This is a genomic window from Endozoicomonas sp. YOMI1, assembly GCF_024606345.1.
In the GTDB taxonomy this organism is placed as follows: Bacteria; Pseudomonadota; Gammaproteobacteria; order Pseudomonadales; family Endozoicomonadaceae; genus Endozoicomonas.
Genome location: NZ_JAHHPM010000406.1, coordinates 1 through 19,420, shown reverse-complemented (window position 1 = coordinate 19,420; position 19,420 = coordinate 1). Strand labels below are relative to the sequence as shown.

The following is a 19,420-nucleotide window of genomic DNA, read 5'->3' as shown; positions in this document are numbered from 1 at the left end:
GATCCAGCGGTTCAAAATGGCTGCGCAGTTCATATTTAGAAGGTGGAATTGGTATTAGAACCCCAGCTCCCAGTCATAATCAATGATGACCGGTGCATGGGATGAGAAGACCTGACCCTTGTAGATACCGCCATTCAGCACACGGTGACGCATGCCCGGAGTAATAATCTGGTAATCGATGCGCATGCCAACATTATCATGGCGCAGATACTCATCTTTCCACCAGCTGTATTTGCCCGCTTCCCGGTCAACCTCACGGTAAGCATCAAAGAAGCCCATATCGCCCAGCAAACCTTCCATCCAGCCACGCTCGGCCTGATTGAAACCAGAGGCCTCTTGGGCATCACGCCAGTTAGCCACATCAATCTTGCGGTGTGCAATGTTCCAGGTACCACACATAAGAAACTCACGGCGCTTACGACGTTGCTTGCTTAAGTGGTGCGAATAACCATCCAGGAAACGGTACTTGAAATTAAGGTTTTCTTCACTATCACCTTCCGGTACGTACAGGCTGACAAGACTGATCTTGTCAAAATCTGCCTGCAGGTAACGGCCGGTTTCATCAACTTCAGGAATTCCAAGGCCACTGATAATGGCCTTGGGAGCATGACGGGTATAGATGGCTACACCACCTCGCTCAGTCCTGTTGTAACCACTGAAAGCATAAACAAAGTAGCCATCAAGAAAATACTGATCCTCAACCACTTGCTCGTCTTCACGAGTATCCTGCAGACAAATAAGGTCAGCATCCTGCTCCGGGAGCCAGTCAAACAGACCTTTTTCCCGTGCGTTTTTAATGCCTTCGCAATTTAAACTGATAACTCTCATTGAATACACCTTACCAGGCCGTGCACACGCCCTGGCATTTAAGCTTGCTACCTCGGCAAGACAGTAACCGGAAAAACAGTAACTGAAGACATGCAAAACCATACTGGCCAAATCTCAGTCTGAGATGCAGTTGCCTTGGTCAGGATGAACGACGGCAAAAGTCTAAGCTTTTCAAGGATACGGTTACTCAACCGGGATTAACTCTGCATCAACTGTACGACAGAGTTTGTAAGAGCCCTAACCCCTATTATAAGGCATGATTAACGTTCTTATGGTACGGTTGAACACAGAAAGTTCTGAATTATATCGAACAAATGATAACGGATCGCCCCCCGTATGTTTATCCGCATAAATCCGGTCTCTTATGCAGAAGCCTGCATTTCTGACGAAATCACACCCTATAGCGAACAGGCCCCTCCCGATGCATCAGTACCAAAAAGAATTTCTGGATTTTGCCATTGAGCAACAAGTGCTCCGTTTTGGCGAGTTCACCTTGAAGTCCGGAAGAAAATCCCCCTACTTTTTTCATGCCGGGTTATTCCATAGCGGCGAAGCCATCAGCAAACTCGGCCAGTTTTATGCTTCAGCCATGGTCAATGCCGGGCTTGAATTTGACCTACTGTTTGGGCCCGCCTACAAAGGTATCCCCCTGGCCACTGCCACCGCTGTCGCATTATTCGAAAAGCATAACCGGAATGTGCCGTGGTGCTTCAATCGCAAGGAGGCGAAAGATCATGGCGAAGGAGGGAATATTGTCGGTGCGCCCCTGGAAGGGCGGGTAGCGATTGTTGATGATGTTATCACGGCAGGCACAGCGATTCGCGAAGTGATGGCCATTATTGAGCAAACGGACGCGACTCCCACAGCCGTTGTGGTCGCCATGGACCGTCAGGAAAAAGGGCAGGGGGAGTCCGCAACGCTAAAAGAGCTTTCTGCCATCCAGGAAGTAGAACGTGATTTCGATATTCCGGTTTTGAGCATTGTTTCCCTGACCAACTTGCTTGAATATAGTGAAAATCATCCGGAAATCCGTCGATACGCACCGGAAATTAAAGCCTACAGAGATACCTATGGAGTATGAGAATTAAACCGCCATTGCTACTGTTTTTACAGGAATACTGTCTGCGACCGTAACCAATCTGGCTGCGGCGCAGGGTCTATACAAATGTAAAACATTAAAGCAGAAAAACTGGATGAACTTACCTGAACGCTGCTGCAGAAAGGATTAGCCACTGATCAGCCCAGTTTTCAGTGGGCTTGCGCTTGAATTCACTACGAACATACTGGGCAATCCGGCCTTCAGCAGAAGCCAGCATCAGATTTGCTGTTACGCCGACGGTCATACGGGTTCTCACACCTTCCTTGATTTCCGCTTCACGCAACGTCTGCTTGAATTGTGTCTCCAGGCGGTCAAACAGCTGAGTAACACGCTGGCGCAACCGCTCAGTCTCGCCTGCCAATGCATCCCCGGTCAGGATACGGGTTAACCCGGGGTTTTTCTCACAGAAGCCAATCAGCAACAGCAAGATCTTCTCACATCGTGCAGCCACATGAGGCTCTTCAGAAAGAATCAGTGAGATTCGGGAAAACAGCGTCTCCTCAATAAACTCGATCAGCCCTTCAAACATTTTTGCCTTGCTGGGGAAATGACGGTACAGGGCCGCTTCGGAAACACCCACCGCTTTGGCCAGGGCCGATGTGGTAATCCGGGTGCCCGGAGCCGTTTCCAGCATATGAGCCAGGGCTTCCAGAATCTGCTGTTTGCGAGAAATTTTCTGAGACATATCCATTATGAGTACTAAACACTACCTCCGGTTATCAGGGTGCCCACTCCCCGGTCAGTTAACAGTTCAAGCAGAACGGCATGTGGCACCCGGCCGTCAATGATGTGCGCTGTTTTTACACCGCACTTAACGGCATTAAGCGCGCATTGTATCTTGGGAAGCATACCGCCATAAATAGTTCCGTCGGCAATTAATGCTTCGACCTGCCCTGAGTTCAGCCCGGTCAGCAGGTTTCCTTCTTTATCCAGCAGGCCTGCAGTATTGGTCAGTAACAACAGCTTTTCCGCCACCAGCTCCTCGGCTAATCGCCCGGCGACAAGGTCGGCGTTGATATTATAGGAGGCACCGGCATCATCCACCCCAATAGGCGCGACCACCGGAATAAAGTCGGAGTTTTGCAGCATGGTGATAATGTCGGTGTCGATGGATTCCACTTCGCCCACCTGACCAATATCAATAATCTCCCTCGCGGTCATTTCCGGCGTCATCTCTGTCACCAGCAACCGTTTGGCACGAATAAATCGACCATCCTTACCGGTAACCCCAATAGCCCGGCCGCCATTGTTATTGATGAGTGTCACTATTTCCTTATTCACCAGTCCGCCCAATACCATCTGTACCACATCCATGGTATTGGAATCGGTGACTCTCATTCCCTGTACAAACCGGCTTTCGATGTTCAGTCGTTGCAACATGTCACCAATCTGTGGACCGCCACCATGGACCACCACAGGATTAATACCCACCGCCTTCAGCAAGACCACGCCTTGAGCAAAGCTGTTTTTCAGTTCGTCGTTTTCCATGGCATTGCCACCGTATTTAACGACGACGGTCTTACCGGCATAGCGTTGCAAATAGGGCAGAGCCTCGGTCAGAACCGTAGCAATTTCCTGAGAGGATAAAGCAGGCTTATCCATTATTCCTCCACGTTGCTCTTCAATTGCTCTTACAGATTGAGCATGGTGTCCGTTATTGTTTATTGGTGGCGGCATGGCACAACCAGCCATACTTTTGTTAAAAAAGCAGTAATCAGTGGGTTCCGGAGTGTCCAAAGCCTCCGGCACCACGGTCACTCTCGTCAAAACTTGCCACAATCTCCAGTCGGGCCTGAACCACGGGAACCAGAATTAACTGGGCAATCCGCTCCCCTGGTTGAACCGTAAACCTGGTATTTCCCCGGTTCCAGCAGGACACCATCAGCTGACCCTGATAGTCAGAGTCAATCAGTCCAACAAGGTTACCCAGAACAATGCCATGCTTATGACCCAGGCCGGAGCGGGGAAGGATCATCGCCGACAGGGATGGGTCTTCAATGTGTATAGCCATACCGGTAGGCAGCAACTGGGTTTGACCCGGTTCCAGGGTCATCGGTTGATCAAGGCAGGCTCGCAGATCAATACCCGCAGAGCCTTCTGTGGCATATTCCGGCAATGGAAACTCTGTGCCCAGCCGCGAGTCCAGAATACGAGTCTTTAGTGTTCTCATGTCGTTTAATTCCCTGTTAATTCCCTGTGTATTTACCGTCAAATGCCAATCAAGGCTGTTCATCAGTCTCAGTTTTGGGCTTTAGGCTTTTCCACTTTCTGAAACGGCGGGCAACAATTTGCAGCAGCTTGCGGGACACCACTTTTTTCGACGCTCTTGGTAATGGCTCTTCCAGCGCTTCAGCGATGACGGTGACTTCATTGCTGTCGCTGCTGAAGCCAATCTCCCGGTCACCCACATCATTGGCCACCACCAGATTCATCTTCTTGCGGCGCATCTTATCCGCAGCGTAGCCCAGTACATTGTGCGTCTCTGCGGCAAAACCAACCACAAAGGGCGGTGAGTCCAGAGCGGTGACCGAAGCAATAATGTCGGGGTTACGCACCAGTGTAATCTCCAGGGTTTCACTGCCATTTTCAGGGTCTTTCTTAATCTTTTCCCTGGCAACCTCGGCAGGACGATAGTCACTGACAGCAGCACAACCGATAAAGATATCAATACCGGCTATCCGATCATGAACGGCCTGATGCATATCCCTGGCACTGACCACATCAACCCGACCGACCCGATCCGGTGTGTCCAGATTAACCGGACCACTGATCAGGGTAACCGTTGCCCCTGATGCGACAGCCGCTTCGGCAATGGCAAAGCCCATTTTTCCGGAACTGTGGTTGGAAATATAGCGGACCGGATCAATATCTTCGCGGGTACCGCCAGCAGTGATCATTATATTTAGCCCAGTGAGAATATCATGCCTAAACAGCGCCGATGTTTTTTCCACAATCAGCTCAGGGTCGAGCATCCTGCCCGGACCGATATCACCACAGGCCTGACTACCATCGCTTGGGCCAAACAAATGGATATTCCGCTCCAGCAACTCTTCGCAATTCTGCCTGGTCACACTGTCACGCCACATCCCCTGGTTCATGGCCGGTGCCAGGCAAATAGGCGCACTGGTGGCCAGGCACAGGGTGGTTAACAGATCATCTGCATGCCCACCGGCCAGTCGTGCAATAAAGTCAGCAGTGGCAGGCACCACCAGAACCACATCCGCCCAGCGGGCAAGTTCAATGTGCCCCATGGCCGCTTCCGCCCTGGTATCGAGTAAATCCAGATGCACCGGGTTGTGAGACAGTGCCTGCAGGGTTAATGGGGTAATAAATTCACAGGCGGCACTGGTCATGACCACACGGACATCAGCCCCCAGTTTGGTCAGCAGACGAATCAGCTCTGCACTCTTATAAGCAGCAATGCCGCCGGTAACACCAAGAACAATGCGTTTGTTACTTAGCTGTTGCATAGGTTGCAAATTTCCTCGGGGAATTAAACCGGCATTTATTTGTCTGAGTAGTCAGTAACCGCACAAAACGCCATGAGCTACTCACCATAAATCCGCTCCATCATAGCAGTGAATAGCTGACGGTATAACCACCATACAAGTCTGGAGTCATCATTTGCTGCCAAGAGAAAAGATACTGGCTATGGGTCCGTCAGCACTGACTGAAGCGGAGCTATTGGCACTGCTGTTAAGAACTGGTTGCCAGGGTATGAACGTGATGGAGCTGGCCAGCCATCTGCTGGAACAGTTTGGTGGCCTGGAAAAACTGCTGACCACCCGCCACCAGCACCTTATGTCTGTTAAAGGCCTTGGGCCTGCCAAAGCCACTCAGCTCAGTGCCACCCTGGAGCTTTGTCGAAGGGTACTTCGCGAAAAAGTAGCGAACTCAGACGTTATCACCAGCCCGGAGTCAACCCGGGAATACCTGCAGTTGCACTTCCAGGGGCTTCAGCGGGAGCAGTTTGCCTGTCTTTTTCTGGATACCCGGCACCGGGTTATTGCCCTTGAAACACTCTTTCAGGGTACTTTGAACGCGGCCACCGTTCATCCCAGGGAGGTGGTGAAGCAGGCTCTGGCTTTGAATGCGGCATCACTGATTCTGTGTCACAACCATCCATCGGGCGATCCTGAGCCCAGTCAGGCTGACATTCACATTACTCAACGGTTGAAAGAGGCGCTGCAGCTGGTGGATATTCAGGTGCTGGATCATATGATTGTGGGACAGGGAAAGATACTATCCATGGCGGAACGTGGTCTGGTTTAACACCAGCATTCCATGTTCAGCAGTGAAACTTAATCATCAGACTCCATGTGCTCGTCATCCTGATCGTCATAAACATCATCGGGCTCAGGCGCAAGAAACCACTCATCCAGTTTCATAGAGAGCTGATCAACACCGGTTTTCTTGAGTGAAGAGAATAACTGAACGCTCACCTGTGGGAATCGGGACAGATCCTTTCTGAGCCCGTTCAAAGCCTGTTTGGCAGCTCCCTGTTTCAACTTGTCCGCTTTGGTGAGCAAAATGTGCAGAGGTAAGTTTGCACTCACACTCCAGTTAAGCATCATCTGATCGAACGCTTTCATCGGATGACGAATATCCATCAACAACACCAGGCCAACCAGCGCCTCACGGCGCTCCAGATAATCGGTCATGTGATGCTGCCACTCTTGCTTCATGGCTTCAGGCACTTTGGCATAACCATAGCCCGGAAGATCCACCAGAAAGACATTTTCCTGCACATCAAAGAAGTTGATAAGCTGGGTTCTTCCGGGCGTCTTACTGGTACGAGCCAGCTTATTGGAACCGGTAAGGGCATTCAGTGCGCTGGACTTTCCTGCATTAGAGCGACCCGCAAAGGCCACTTCACGACCTTCATTCTCCGGACACTGGCTCAGTCTGGCCGCACTCTTGTAAAAAGAGGCCTGGCGGTAATTTAATGAAGATCTGGTATCACTCATGGGGTTTTATCTATTCCAGTAATCTTTGCTAATTTCCAATGAGCCGGTAATAAATAGGTACTGGACTCAATAAATCACGTAAAAGAGATCAGAAAACGGGGGACTGGAGCCTGTCGGACTCCCGAGTATCACTTCCAACTGATTGATATCGCTCTGCCTGTACCGGTCGCCGGTTGAGTAGTTTATACTATCGTCGTTCAAGGTACATGCGTCATGTCACCTGATGCTGAAGCAGACAGAAAGCAGACGCGAATCACTGCATAGGTCTGCTCCAAACAATAAAAGCTGTCAGGTCTGATGAATAATAACAGCCATTTGAGGCAAACGCCGTAACTGGGTCAGGTAATGAAAAAAGTCATTCTCACTCTGGTAATTTCTTTGGGGGTAACGGGCGTAGCCTTTGCCAAAGGGGATGCAGCAGCAGGCAAGAGCAAAGCAACGACCTGCGCTGCCTGCCATGGCACCACTGGGATCAGCCCTGCTCCAAACTGGCCAAATCTCGCCGGTCAGGGGGAGCGTTACCTGATTAAACAGATCACTGAAATCAAGGACGGCGTACGCTCTGTTCCAGAGATGATGCCCTTCGTCAGCGCTCTGACCACACAGGATATTGCTGACCTGGCAGCTTACTTTGCCAGCCAGCCAGCCCCTCAGGGAGCAACTAATGCCAAGTATGTCACAATGGGTGAAGCACTCTATCGCGGTGGAGATGCCAAAAAAGGCATTCCAGCCTGTTCCAGCTGCCACTCTCCCACGGGTAAGGGTAACTTCCTGGCGGGATTCCCCTTACTGGCGGGCCAGAAAGCAGATTACACCGCCAAGCAGCTTCGCGACCTTCGTGAGGGTGATCGAACCAATGACGGTGATACCAAAATCATGAGAACCATTGCCGAGAAGATGAGCAATAAAGAGATCGAAGCGGTTTCTCACTACATCAGCGGTCTTCGTTGACCATTTCTCATCCTTGAGACTCACAGAAGCCCGGGTTACACAGGCTTCTGTCCTACTCCTCTTGTAAAAACATCCTGACCAGCCTGAATGATCAGACTTCCTTTTCGTCAGATGCTGAAGTAATGTGTCGCCAATAAAACACCATATCCTTGAATAACAAAGAAAAACAAAGGACTCCCGAATGACTAAAAAAACGAAGGGTATATTAGGTATCGCTGTATTCCTCGGCATTGCCCTGGTCGCAGCGGGTTATCTGTTCAATGATGCCTCACACAGTCAGGAAGCAATAGTTACTCAAAATACCCCGGTAGCGCAAGCCAGTATGACCAAGCGCCCGGCAGCCAGTGATAGCTCATCTGCTTCATCATCTTCTTCAGTCATCACTCAATCCGGTCCACCTCAATTATTTCAGCCAGGCCAGCATTATCGGGTTTTATCCAACCCGGTAACCACCGATGCCAAACCGGAGAAGGTGGAGGTGGTCTCTATTTTCTGGTATGGATGCCCCCACTGTTACGCACTCGAACCAAAGATTGAACAGTGGCAACAGACCTTGCCTGCAGATGTTGAGTTCATTCGAACGCCCGGTTTCTTCGGCCCTAACCTTTGGCAGACCCATGCCCGGCTTTACTATACTGTGCGCAATCTGGGGCTGGAAGAGAAGGTTCATGCCGGTATCTTCAGTGAAATACAGAACCGCCGAAACCAGCTCCAGGACAGTGAACAAATGGCCGAGTTCCTGAATCGGAAGTTTGGTGTTGAGCCTGAAGCCTTTAATAAAGCGTTCAAGGGCTTTGGTGTGAATAATCAGCTGCAAAAAGCCTTCTCTAAACTTAAAGGCTATGAGCTGTCTGGCGTACCCGCCATCGTTATCGACGGGCGATATGTGGTTGAGCCCGGGCTGGCAGGATCACTGGGTAATATGCCGGTTATTGCCGACTACCTGATCCGGAAAGTTAAGCAGGATCGAAAAGGTTAGTGACATTGCAGCAGTGGTTAAATGTCAGACGTCTGGGCTTTTAACCACTTTTATTTGGTATAAATCATCGATCTTTCTTTGCAGGAATTTGGATAAAAGGCCGGCAATATCTGTCTATAAGTTTCCCGTATCCATTTCTGGCGGTAAAGCACTATGCCCATTCGAACCCTTACAGGCGCCATTCGACGACGCTTACACCGGCAGCGTTGTCAGTACCGGTCCGGGCATATTCATCACTCGGCACCGGGAGAAAACCCTTGTCAGCTGAACAAAAAGACCCTCAGTCTGCTCAGCTTTAATATTCAGGTGGGCATCAATACTCAGCAATACCGGCATTATCTGACCCGCAGCTGGCAATATATTCTGCCTCACGCTAAACGTCAGGCTACCCTTGACCGAATTGCCGGTGTTCTTCCTGACTTTGACCTGGTTGCCCTGCAGGAAGCTGACGGTGGCAGTATTCGAAGCAGTTTTATCAACCAGACAGAATATCTGGCCCTCAAAGGACATTTCCCTTACTGGTATCACCAGATCAACCGCAACCTTGGCAAGCTGGCACAACACAGTAATGGCTTGCTTAGCCGGTTTGAACCCGCATCCCTGGAAGATCATAAGTTGCCCGGACTGATTCCCGGCCGGGGTGCCATTGTCGCTCGCTTTGGCAACCCTGAGGAGCCTCTTACGGTGGTGATGATGCATCTGGCACTGAGCAAAAGGACCAGAAATATCCAGCTCTCCTATATCCGGGATGTTGTGCAGTTCAATCAGCATGTGGTGTTGATGGGTGATATGAACACCCATGCGGATCAATTACTCAATGACTCACCCCTGAAAGATACATCCCTTCATGCAGCACACTGGGGGCAAAATACCTTTCCCAGCTGGCAACCAAAGCGTTCTCTGGATCATATTCTGATCAGCCCATCCCTGATTGTTCATCGATTTGGCGTTATCAATATGCCTATAACGGATCATTTGCCGGTATCTGTGGAAATCCGGGTTCCTGACTCCGTATTGATCAAAGTATGATTTATCGAACCGAAATACGGCTGAGGCTTATCAGGCTCTTTTGGCAGGATATGTATGAAATGTTTGTTGACTGGCAAGGCTTTTGTTAGCCCGGATACCATCAAAAATGGAGACTCAATGATGAGCCACAGGAAGCTGGGTGTTTTTGGCTCAGCATTTGACCCACCAACACTTGGACATCTGGATGTTTTACATCAGGCAGCCACCTGCCATGACTGCATCCTGCTGGTTCCCAGTGCATTTCATGCTTTTGACAAAAAACCTCTGCCATTGGGCCTTCGTCTGCAAATGCTGCAATGCTTTATCGATGAAGCAGATGCTGGCTGCCCTCTGGCCGTTTGTGATCTGGAAGCCGAACTGCTGGAACAGAATCCCGACAGGCCGGTATACACCTATGACCTGATGACAGCCTTAACCAATAAATACCGGGATAAAGCCACACTTTCATTCATCAGGGGGCCGGATAATGCCAGGCCTGAAACCTGGACCCGATTTTATAAATCGCAGGAAATTGAGGAAAAGTGGCCGATCTTTACCGCTACTGAACGGGTTGCCATCCGTAGCAGTGATGTCCGCAACATTCTTGAATCCGCAAAAGTAGCCGATGATCTTCAGCAGGGGTTGAATATGCTGCTACCTTCTGTTCAGGCTTTTATTATCAATAACAACTTATACCAGACAGGGAACACATGAAGCTTTCAGGTCTTGATGCCAGTGATGTACAGGTTCAGGAAGAGGCAAAGGTTTATTCAGGCTTTCTGAAACTCTTTAAATACACCATTACTCATGGACTCTTCAAAGGGGGAGTCAGTCGTCCCCTGATCCGTGAAGCCACCGTCAGGCCACCCTCTGTTGGCGTCATTTTATTTGACCCGGTCCATGACCAGGTGGTTCTGGTGGAGCAATTCCGCATGGGGCCTTTTTTGAGCGATGATGACCCCTGGTTGCTGGAAGTGGTTGCCGGCATCAGCGAGCCCGGAGAAACGCTGGAAGAAGTTGCCCTTCGCGAAGTAGAGGAAGAAACCGGTTATCAGATTACTTCATTAATGCCGGTCTCTGATTTCTATGTCAGCCCCGGTGCAAGCAACGAAAAACTCAAGCTTTTCTGTGGTCTGGTGGATGCCACGGCTGCTGGCGGTATTTTTGGCGTTGCCGATGAAGGAGAGGATATCAGGGTTCATGTTCTTCCCTTCCGTGAAGCTTATGATATGGTGGAAGACGGAAGGATTGCCAACGCTCCAGCGGTCATTGCACTGCAGTGGCTCAAACTGCATCATCATGAGTTATGCCAACATGAAAAATAACATCTTCCCAAACTGGTTCCGGCAGCGGTATGCCTTCATCTTTATAGTTAGTTTTTTGGTGGTGACTCTCGCTGGATGCCAGACAAACGGCAAAATGTTCCCTGAATTTAATCAGGAAAAGCTCACGAAGGATAATAATTGGACAGTATTACCTTTTATTAGCCACACTGGTGTTCCAGCCGAGGATCTTATTCAGCTTGAACGTATTTTGTTGGTCCAACTGCCCTCTAAAGGCATAGAAAACCCTAAAATTTACCAGGCACCTAAAACTTTCTCGGTTCCAGATTACCTTTCCGAACTCTACCAGGTTGAGCAAGCGCGCCTTTGGGCTATCAGTCAACACATCAAATACTCAATATCTGCTGAAATTCTTGAGTGGCAGTATGACGAGCAGAACCGTTTTTCCACAACTCTAAGCTTGAAAGTCAATAATGTATCTTCGGGAGACCTGGTTTGGAGCATAAATGGTCTGGGAGAAGGCCGCCCTGGTGAAGCGGCTTACGATGTGAGCCGAAAACTTATTGCTGATCTGGTAGCATCCATGCCTCTTCAATAAGCATAAAGGTCCCGAAAACTTATACTAATTAATCGAAAACGAGAGAAAAGGACATGCTCTACGTACTCAGGGATGATACCAATCAGGTGTGTGCCGTTTCAGATAAACCACTGTCAAATGAGTGGGAACAGGTCGAAACGAACGACGAAAGCCTGATGCTCTTTCTGCACAATAATCCGGAAATCAGCTCCGGTATTATGGCGTCTTCCGATGCCGACTTCATCCGGGTACTTGAGGATGTGATTGATCTATTAATTGATAAGCAGATCATCCAGTTCACTGAGTTTCCTGATGTCGTTCAAGAAAAACTTCTCCATCGCCGCAGATACCGGGAAAGCCTCAGGAGTAATGCTGATACTACCCGGCTTCTGGAAGACGGTGATAACAGCATCTTTTAATTGAAAATCTGGCCTGAACAGGTCGGAATATCTCCCCTCTGGTCGTCAGGCTACCTTTCAGCCGAAATCGTTCCCGGTGGTGTAATTCGGGCATTGATGGTTGGCCAGTTCCCAGGCCAGCGGCTCTGTGTTTCCATTGATATACTGGGCACCATCAGCTTTGTTTCATGAATCCTTTCTGGAAATAAAATCCCATCCAATACCCTTGCCCCCAGCCAATCTGAGGAGCAGCAATACCAAAACCCTTTGCCTCAATTTGCTTTTGACGCAGAGTTTGGAGATTGTGCTGGAAATTATCGGTCAGTATATCATCAACACATACCTGTTGATGTTGCTGAAAAAGCAGGGGATCACCCATGATGACCAGATCCGGACTATCAGGCAAACGCATCATTAAAAGAACCACTCAACATCTGGCTATGATCAATCAGTGTAACCTGAGAACTGTCATTTAATAACTTCGACATTTCAATGAATGGTTTCAGCACATAGAGCTTCCCTCATTCTCAGGCTTGGCCTGTCGCCATCAGGACAAATCCTTACGGATAGCTCCCGCGTTGATCAGCAGTTCGACGATCGCCTTGTGCCCTTGCCGGGAGGCCCAAATCAGTGCAGTGCGGCCATCGTGCATACCGGCATTGACTTTAGCACCCTTGTCGATCAGCAGTTCGGCGACCGCCTTCTGCCCGAACTGAGAGGCCAACATCAGGGCAGTGCGGCCATTGTGTTTTTCGGCATTGACGTCAGCGCCCCTGTCGATCAGCAGCTCGGCAACCGCCTTGTGTCCTCTCTGGGAGGCCGACATCAGGGCAGTGAAGCCTTTTAGATTTCCGTCTTCAATCCGGCAGGCATTGACGTTAGCGCCCCTGTCGATCAGCAGCTCGGCGATCGCCTTGTGCCCTTTCTGGGAGGCTGACATCAGGGCAGTGAAACCAGTGAGATCTCCGGCATTACTTCGGCAGGCATTGACGTTAGCGCCCCTGTCGAGCAGCAGCTCGGCGACCGCCTTGTGTCCTGTCTGGGAAGCCGACATCAGTGCAGTGAAGCCATCTTTCATACCGGCATTGACCTTAGCGCGCCTGTCGAGCAGCAGCTCAGCGACCGCCTTTTGCCCGTACTGGGAGGCCCACATAAGCGCAGTAAAGCCATTGTCCATACCGGCATTGACGTCAGCGCCCCGGTCGATCAGCAGTTCGGCGACCGCCTTGTGTCCTTGCTCGGAGGCCCACATCAGGGCAGTGAAGCCAGTGAGATCTCCGGCATTACTCTGGCGGGAATTGACGTCAGCGCCCCGGTCGATCAGCAGTTTGGCGACCGCCTTGTGCCCTCGCGAGGAGGCCGACATCAGAGCAGTGTTGCCATTTTGACCTCCGGCATTACTCTGGCGGGCATCAATTTTAGCGCCCCTGTCGATCAGCAGTTCGGCGACCGCCTGGTGCCCGTGCCGGGAGGCCAACATCAGGGCAGTGCAACCATCCTCCATACCGGCATTGACGTCAGCGCCCCTGTCGATCAGAAGCTTGGCAACCACCTGGTGTCCGTTCTGGGAGGCCAATATCAGGGCAGTGAAGCCATGGCAATTTCCGGTATTGACGTCAGCACCCTTGTCGATCAGGCGCTTGAGGGTCTCCAGATCACCGTACTTACTAGCGTAGAAAAACGCCTGACCGGGAAAAAATTCGTGCGGGTAAGATTCGCCGGTGGCCACATTCACCAGAGGTATCGGATCTTGCCGACACATCGCGCACTGGCGTGAACCAACGGAGTGTGAATTCAAAGACTTCGAAATACACCACAGATCATAGAGATGACCACATTGGGTTTTGACAACAGTGGGTACCACATCACGGCCATGGAATTTCTCTAAACAAATGGGGCAGAGATCAACCGTCGGTTCTAGGTCAGTATTTACGGGAACGGAGGAGAGGGAAACAGTATCCATCGATAAACAACCATATCACTGTATGAGGGATATGGTTAGAGGGGAAAAAAACACATAAATTCCATAATGGAAGTCTGCTGCCGCTCATTAACATTCCGGCGGTAAATGTTTATAACCAACAATTATGTCAGGAAAATTCAACTGAAGCACTGATCAGCATCAGGCAAAATATGATTTCATAGTGACTACTACTTATAATGGCTTCTCAATTTAGGTTTATTAAGCATCATGAACAGAACTTATCGTTTACTTGTTTCCTGCCCGGACGCTACTGGCATCGTAGCGACCGTCAGTGACTTTATCGCCAGACACGGTGGCTGGATTGTTGAAGCCAATCATCACGCTGATCCAGTGACCGGGCGCTTTTACATGCGCAATGAAATCAAAGCGGAAAGTCTGCCTTTTTCTCTGGATGAATTTAAACATCATTTCACCCCTATTGCTGAAAAGCTCAGTCTGGAGTGGCGCATCAATGACTCAGGAATTCCCCAGCGTGTTGCCCTTCTGGCCAGTAAAGAGGCCCACTGCCTGTCTGACCTGCTTTACCGCTGGCGAAGTGGCGACCTGAACATGGAAATCCCCTGTGTCATCTCCAATCATGAAGATTTACGCAGCTATGTAGAGTGGCATGGTATTCCCTATCACCATGTACCTGTGGATAAAGAGGATAAGGCATCCGCCTTTGAGAAAATGACATCACTGCTGGAACAGTTCAGTGTTGATACAATTGTACTTGCACGTTATATGCAAATTTTGCCACCGCAACTGTGTGAGCAGTATGCAGACCGTGTCATTAATATCCATCACAGCTTTCTGCCTTCCTTTGTGGGCGCCAAACCCTACCATCAGGCCTATGAGCGAGGCGTTAAGCTGGTAGGTGCCACCTGCCACTACGTGACAGAAATCCTTGATGCTGGCCCGATCATCGAACAGGACGTAATCCGGGTTGGGCATCACCACCTGCCAGAAGATATGGTTCGTTTGGGCAAGGATGTTGAGAAAAGTGTACTGGCTCGGGGGTTGAGGTATCACATTGAAGACCGGGTTATTGTTGATGGTAGCAAGACCATTATTTTAGGATAGTTCTTATAAAGAATAACGATTGCCGCCATCCTGTGGATAAGCTGTTAAAGTCTGTGCATAAGCTATGAATACACAGGGTATAACCAATCCATGATGCAGATATCGCTCAGGGAAGAGTCATGAAACTACAGTCCTGCCCCTGTTGTCGGGGTAAAGCCATATTTGCCGATCTGATCATCGGCAAAGGCAGTCAACGGGTGAAAATGTGGCAGGTCAGCTGCAGTGGTTGTGGTTTATCCACAGAGATGGACGAAGATAAAAGATATGTGGCAAAACGCTGGAATCTTCGCCAGGAGTACGCAAATCTGAAAATGTGGGTGACATTGCTGTCAGCGTTGCTGCCAGTGTCGATCATCATCAGTCTGCTGCTTGGCAACTTGATGGGTATCAGCCTAATCAGCTGAGTTTATCATTCTTCTTCGCTGCACCCTGAATACAACTGGTGATGTTATCCACAAGCTGGTTGATAAACTTCGCATAGCTTTCAGGTCCGGATTGAATATTTTCTGCTAACGGGTCAAGCACACCAACTCTGACGGAAAGCCCTTCGGTCAACCGATCTATATAAGCAGGCTGGAACTGTGGCTCCCGGAAAATACAAGTTGCCCCCGCTTTGTCTAACTGCCCTTTCAGGCTTACCAGGTGGCGGGCCCCGGGTTGCTGTTCAGGATTCAGGGTAAAATAGCCAGCAACTTCCAACCCATACTGCTCTTGTAAATAGCCATAGGCATTATGAAAAACAAAAAATGGCTGCTTTCCTGATTGCTCTACTTTTTGACCGTTGCGCGAGTCCGTCTGGTCCATGCTGTTCAGGAAAAGATCAAGATTACGCTGATAACGGGACTGGTTAACCTTGTCCACAGAAATCAACACACGGGCCATCTCTCTGGCAATAACCCTGGCGTTATCGGTGCTCAACCAGATATGAGGGTCATAGTCACCATGGTCATGATGCTCTGAGTGCTCATGGATATGGTGCTCATCCTCTTCACTGCTGCGCAGGCGAATCCCATGAATGTCCATCGCGGATACGGCTTTTACCCCCTTTGCAGAGGCCAACATTTTTGGCAGGAAAGTCTCCATTGAAGGACCTACCCAAAAAATGACATCTGCACTTCTTAACTTTCGGGCATCAGAGGGCTTAAGGCTATGGCTATGGGGAGAGCTTCCCGGAGGCAGCAATACACCGGTATCGGTCACCCCCTCTGTGACCGCCTGGGCAATCAGCTGCAAGGGCTTGATACTGGCAAGAACCTTTGGTGGCTCAGCACTTGCGAAGCAGCTGACAGTCATTAGTAATGCTGTCATCAGCAACGGTTTAACAGGGACAAACTGCATACAAAATCCGCTCTTTTGGAAAGTGTTATAATATAACACTTCAATCTAAAAAAAGATCCCCACATTCATAGTTCAGAACCAAGATCTCAGTTAGCCTTTTCTGAACCGTAGTAATACTTACTGAGACATAAAAGGGAAGGGCCAGGAATAGGGATTGGAAGTGACAGGCTGGAAATCAAATGAACAATCCGGCGGGGATAATCTGGTACTAATGCTCAATTTATCTATGATGGCAGCAAGATAGAGTATTTTTGAATACGAACCCTCACCGAGGAGTAAGCAAAGGTTCGTATTGATTGGAAGTGATTAGATGCCTTCCCAGTAGTCTTCACCAAAAATGGCGCTGAGCCGCTTGTCTTCTTCCCGATCCTCAAGTGCTCTGCGGATTTGCAGGGAACGCTTGGAACCTTTCTGCTCAAGTTCAGGACGGATCAGGTGCTCATCCAGAATGAACTCTTTTTCGACTTTTTTACCTTTTCCCATAACAGCATCCTCTTTTTGTATTTGTTTTTAAATGATGCCTGATTAAGATTACCAAAATATTAAATTACTGGTCATAGGACAACTACTCATGTCGTATAAAAATGTGAGATAAATCTCACAAATGAACCATAACACAGGCAAGACCTCATGGCGCAGTTTCGCTAAACTCTCATTGTTCTGGTAAATACTCTCCCCATAACAAGGGGGCATCGAATTCTGACTGAAAGATGTTTATGGACGTAACCTCAATACTTGATTCACTGAATGATGCACAGCGCAGTGCTGTTGCAGCTCCCGTCAGTTCTATGCTGGTTCTGGCCGGTGCCGGTAGTGGTAAAACCCGCGTTCTTGTCCACCGGATCGCCTGGCTGGTGCAGGCTGAAGCCATGTCCCCCTACTCGGTGATGGCCGTCACCTTCACCAACAAGGCCGCTGCAGAGATGCGCTCACGTATTGAGGAACTGCTGGGCATCGCCCCCAGGGGGATGTGGGTGGGTACTTTTCATGGTCTTTCCCATCGTCTGCTCAGGGCACACTGGAAGGAAACAGGACTGCCCGAAAACTTTCAGATTCTGGACAGTGATGATCAGCTGCGCGTGCTCAAACGGATTATGAAAGCCATGCAGCTGGATGAACAAAAGTGGCCTCCACGTCAGGCCCAATGGTTTATCAACGGCAAAAAAGATGAAGGACTTCGTCCCGATTACATTGATCCCGGTTACGATCCATTCGAACGAACCATGGTTGATGTTTATCGACGCTACCATGAGTACTGCGAACAGGCTGGAGTAGTGGACTTTGGGGAGCTACTGCTGCGGACACACGAGCTGCTGCTGAAGCGGGCCGATATTCTCCAGCATTACCGCAAACGTTTCCGATATATCCTGGTGGATGAGTTTCAGGATACCAACGCCGTGCAGTATGCCTGGCTGCGATTGCTGGCGGGAGACCAGGACAAACTGATGGTGGTGGGTGATGATGATCAGTCCATTTACGGCTGGCGCGGTGCCAGAATTGAAAATATACGTCAGTTCACACATGACTTCCCCAATGCGCAGACCATCAAACTGGAACAGAATTACCGCTCTACCGGCAATATTCTGCAGGCCGCCAATGCTGTTATTGCCAATAACCCGGATCGTTTGGGAAAAGAACTTCGTACCGATGGCGATAAAGGCGAGCCAGTGTACCTGTACGCTGGCTTTAATGAAATGGACGAAGCCCGATTTATTACCGACCGGATTAAAGATGCCATCACCAAAGGCACGGCCCGCAGCGATATTGCCATCCTTTACCGGTCCAATGCGCAGTCCCGTATTCTTGAAGAGGCGATGCTCAGGGCTGCGATCCCCTATCGAATCTACGGTGGGCAGCGCTTCTTTGAACGGGCAGAAATCAAAAACGCCCTGGCCTATCTCCGTCTTGTCCGTTCGCCTGATGACGACACCTCTCTGGAACGGGTGATCAATATTCCCACCCGGGGTATTGGTGAGAAAACCGTAGAAAAGCTCAGAGAGGCGGCCCGAAGTCAGGGTATTTCACTCTGGCAGGCGCTGAAAAACCTGGTGGCATCATCTGCGGTTGGCGGTAAGGCGGGTAAATCCATGGCAGCCTTTGTGGAACTGATCGAGTCCATGAGCCATGGGGGTGAAACACTGGATCTGGGTGAACTGTCCGATCATGTGGTCACCATGAGTGGGCTGATTGACCACCACAGTAAAGAGAAAGGCGAGAAAGGTCAGGCTCGGGTGGAAAACCTGGAAGAACTGGTGAATGCCTGTCGTCAGTTTGATATGGACGAACTGTTCCTTGATGAAGAGCAGGGTGAAGAAACCGAAGCCATGACGCCTCTGGATGCCTTCCTGGCCAATGCCGCACTGGAAGCGGGCACCAGTCAGGCCGATCAGTTCCAGGACAGCGTGCAGATGATGACGCTTCACTCTGCCAAGGGTCTGGAGTTCCCGCTGGTATTTCTGGCCGGTATGGAGGAGGGGTTATTCCCCCATAAAATGTCGCTGGATGAAGGCAACCTTGAGGAAGAGCGTCGGCTTTGTTATGTGGGTATTACCCGTGCCATGGAAACTCTTTATCTGACCTATGCCGAAAGCCGACGCCTGTATGGCAGTGAAACCATGAACCGCCCTTCCCGTTTTATTCGGGAAATTCCCGGTGAACTGCTTCAGGAAGTTCGCCTTGGTGGCACCATTACCCGACCGGTAGCGACTCGCATGGCACCGACATCACCTGACCATGGTCTGTCACTGGGCCAGCGCGTCCATCACAACGTGTTTGGTGAGGGTGTTGTGATTAATTACGAAGGTGATGGCAACCAGGCCCGGGTTCAGGTCAATTTCGATTCTGAAGGCGCTAAATGGTTGATGATGGCCTATGCTAATCTGTCTCCAATTTAGGAGGCTGTCCGAGAATAGCGCCCGTAGCGAGGATTGCGAGAAATTGAGGATA

Annotated in this window: 22 protein-coding genes; 12 read left to right on the top strand and 10 right to left on the bottom strand. The window is 50.0% G+C overall.

The window, feature by feature from the left end; all coding sequences use genetic code 11:
- Window positions 1-54 precede the first annotated feature (54 nt).
- Entirely contained in the window at window positions 55-828 is a 774-nt protein-coding gene (locus KDK15_RS14530) for an exodeoxyribonuclease III (RefSeq protein WP_257296106.1), read from the bottom strand.
- A gap of 421 nt (window positions 829-1,249) precedes the next feature.
- Here KDK15_RS14530 and pyrE point away from each other — a divergent pair, with 421 nt between their 5' ends.
- The gene (pyrE, locus tag KDK15_RS14525) at window positions 1,250-1,909 is read left to right on the top strand and encodes an orotate phosphoribosyltransferase (RefSeq protein ID WP_257296105.1); all 660 of its coding nucleotides are present in this window, start codon (window positions 1,250-1,252) and stop codon (window positions 1,907-1,909) included.
- Window positions 1,910-2,027: 118 nt separating this feature from the next.
- On the opposite strand, the gene slmA is transcribed toward pyrE, so the two are convergent.
- From slmA to coaBC, 4 genes are all read right to left on the bottom strand, one after another.
- Entirely contained in the window at window positions 2,028-2,618 is a 591-nt protein-coding gene (gene slmA, locus KDK15_RS14520; protein WP_257296104.1) for a nucleoid occlusion factor SlmA, read from the bottom strand.
- An 8-nt stretch (window positions 2,619-2,626) separates the two neighbouring features.
- Complete coding sequence (argB, locus tag KDK15_RS14515; RefSeq protein WP_257296103.1) at window positions 2,627-3,529, bottom strand: acetylglutamate kinase; 903 nt, start codon at window positions 3,527-3,529, stop codon at window positions 2,627-2,629.
- A 112-nt stretch (window positions 3,530-3,641) separates the two neighbouring features.
- Window positions 3,642-4,097: a dUTP diphosphatase gene (gene dut, locus KDK15_RS14510; protein ID WP_257296102.1), complete on the bottom strand. Its 456-nt coding sequence runs from the start codon at window positions 4,095-4,097 to the stop codon at window positions 3,642-3,644.
- Window positions 4,098-4,146: 49 nt separating this feature from the next.
- Window positions 4,147-5,397, bottom strand: a complete 1,251-nt coding sequence (gene coaBC, locus KDK15_RS14505; RefSeq protein WP_257296101.1) for a bifunctional phosphopantothenoylcysteine decarboxylase/phosphopantothenate--cysteine ligase CoaBC — start codon at window positions 5,395-5,397, stop codon at window positions 4,147-4,149.
- Between the two features lie 124 nt (window positions 5,398-5,521).
- Between coaBC and radC the strand changes: the two genes are divergently transcribed.
- Window positions 5,522-6,199 (top strand): DNA repair protein RadC, encoded by a 678-nt coding sequence (radC, locus tag KDK15_RS14500; protein WP_373691378.1) that lies wholly within the window; start codon window positions 5,522-5,524, stop codon window positions 6,197-6,199.
- A gap of 29 nt (window positions 6,200-6,228) precedes the next feature.
- Here radC and yihA read toward each other — a convergent pair whose 3' ends face one another.
- Window positions 6,229-6,894: a ribosome biogenesis GTP-binding protein YihA/YsxC gene (gene yihA / locus KDK15_RS14495; protein WP_257296099.1), complete on the bottom strand. Its 666-nt coding sequence runs from the start codon at window positions 6,892-6,894 to the stop codon at window positions 6,229-6,231.
- Between the two features lie 345 nt (window positions 6,895-7,239).
- On the opposite strand from yihA, the gene KDK15_RS14490 reads away from it, so the two are divergent.
- The 7 genes from KDK15_RS14490 to KDK15_RS14460 all read left to right on the top strand — a co-directional run bounded on the left by KDK15_RS14490 (window position 7,240) and on the right by KDK15_RS14460 (window position 12,111).
- Entirely contained in the window at window positions 7,240-7,845 is a 606-nt protein-coding gene (locus tag KDK15_RS14490) for a cytochrome c (RefSeq protein ID WP_257296098.1), read from the top strand.
- A gap of 181 nt (window positions 7,846-8,026) precedes the next feature.
- Complete coding sequence (locus tag KDK15_RS14485; protein WP_257296097.1) at window positions 8,027-8,824, top strand: thiol:disulfide interchange protein DsbA/DsbL; 798 nt, start codon at window positions 8,027-8,029, stop codon at window positions 8,822-8,824.
- Between the two features lie 153 nt (window positions 8,825-8,977).
- Window positions 8,978-9,853 (top strand): endonuclease/exonuclease/phosphatase family protein, encoded by an 876-nt coding sequence (locus KDK15_RS14480; RefSeq protein WP_257296096.1) that lies wholly within the window; start codon window positions 8,978-8,980, stop codon window positions 9,851-9,853.
- A gap of 54 nt (window positions 9,854-9,907) precedes the next feature.
- Window positions 9,908-10,546 carry an adenylyltransferase/cytidyltransferase family protein gene (locus KDK15_RS14475; RefSeq protein WP_257296095.1) on the top strand — a complete coding sequence of 213 codons (639 nt, stop codon included), beginning with the start codon at window positions 9,908-9,910 and terminating at the stop codon, window positions 10,544-10,546.
- Entirely contained in the window at window positions 10,543-11,157 is a 615-nt protein-coding gene (locus KDK15_RS14470) for an NUDIX domain-containing protein (RefSeq protein ID WP_257296094.1), read from the top strand. The genes KDK15_RS14475 and KDK15_RS14470 overlap by 4 nt, the downstream gene beginning before the upstream one ends.
- Window positions 11,147-11,713: a hypothetical protein gene (locus KDK15_RS14465; protein ID WP_257296093.1), complete on the top strand. Its 567-nt coding sequence runs from the start codon at window positions 11,147-11,149 to the stop codon at window positions 11,711-11,713. The genes KDK15_RS14470 and KDK15_RS14465 overlap by 11 nt, the downstream gene beginning before the upstream one ends.
- Window positions 11,714-11,766: 53 nt before the next feature.
- Window positions 11,767-12,111 (top strand): hypothetical protein, encoded by a 345-nt coding sequence (locus KDK15_RS14460; protein ID WP_257296092.1) that lies wholly within the window; start codon window positions 11,767-11,769, stop codon window positions 12,109-12,111.
- Window positions 12,112-12,265: 154 nt separating this feature from the next.
- Here KDK15_RS14460 and KDK15_RS14455 read toward each other — a convergent pair whose 3' ends face one another.
- Window positions 12,266-12,469 (bottom strand): peptide deformylase, encoded by a 204-nt coding sequence (locus KDK15_RS14455; RefSeq protein WP_257296091.1) that lies wholly within the window; start codon window positions 12,467-12,469, stop codon window positions 12,266-12,268.
- Window positions 12,470-12,637: 168 nt separating this feature from the next.
- Window positions 12,638-14,053 carry an ankyrin repeat domain-containing protein gene (locus tag KDK15_RS14450; protein ID WP_257296090.1) on the bottom strand — a complete coding sequence of 472 codons (1,416 nt, stop codon included), beginning with the start codon at window positions 14,051-14,053 and terminating at the stop codon, window positions 12,638-12,640.
- Window positions 14,054-14,281: 228 nt separating this feature from the next.
- On the opposite strand from KDK15_RS14450, the gene purU reads away from it, so the two are divergent.
- Both purU and KDK15_RS14440 read left to right on the top strand, forming a co-directional pair.
- The gene (purU, locus tag KDK15_RS14445; RefSeq protein ID WP_257296089.1) at window positions 14,282-15,136 is read left to right on the top strand and encodes a formyltetrahydrofolate deformylase; all 855 of its coding nucleotides are present in this window, start codon (window positions 14,282-14,284) and stop codon (window positions 15,134-15,136) included.
- A gap of 119 nt (window positions 15,137-15,255) precedes the next feature.
- Window positions 15,256-15,540: a Lar family restriction alleviation protein gene (locus KDK15_RS14440; protein WP_257296088.1), complete on the top strand. Its 285-nt coding sequence runs from the start codon at window positions 15,256-15,258 to the stop codon at window positions 15,538-15,540.
- Here the strand turns inward: KDK15_RS14440 and znuA are convergent.
- The gene (gene znuA, locus KDK15_RS14435; protein ID WP_257296087.1) at window positions 15,533-16,474 is read right to left on the bottom strand and encodes a zinc ABC transporter substrate-binding protein ZnuA; all 942 of its coding nucleotides are present in this window, start codon (window positions 16,472-16,474) and stop codon (window positions 15,533-15,535) included. The genes KDK15_RS14440 and znuA overlap by 8 nt on opposite strands.
- A 306-nt stretch (window positions 16,475-16,780) precedes the next feature.
- Window positions 16,781-16,957 (bottom strand): PA3496 family putative envelope integrity protein, encoded by a 177-nt coding sequence (locus KDK15_RS14430; protein WP_257296086.1) that lies wholly within the window; start codon window positions 16,955-16,957, stop codon window positions 16,781-16,783.
- A gap of 233 nt (window positions 16,958-17,190) precedes the next feature.
- On the opposite strand from KDK15_RS14430, the gene uvrD reads away from it, so the two are divergent.
- Window positions 17,191-19,368, top strand: a complete 2,178-nt coding sequence (gene uvrD / locus KDK15_RS14425; RefSeq protein WP_257296085.1) for a DNA helicase II — start codon at window positions 17,191-17,193, stop codon at window positions 19,366-19,368.
- Window positions 19,369-19,420: the final 52 nt, after the last annotated feature.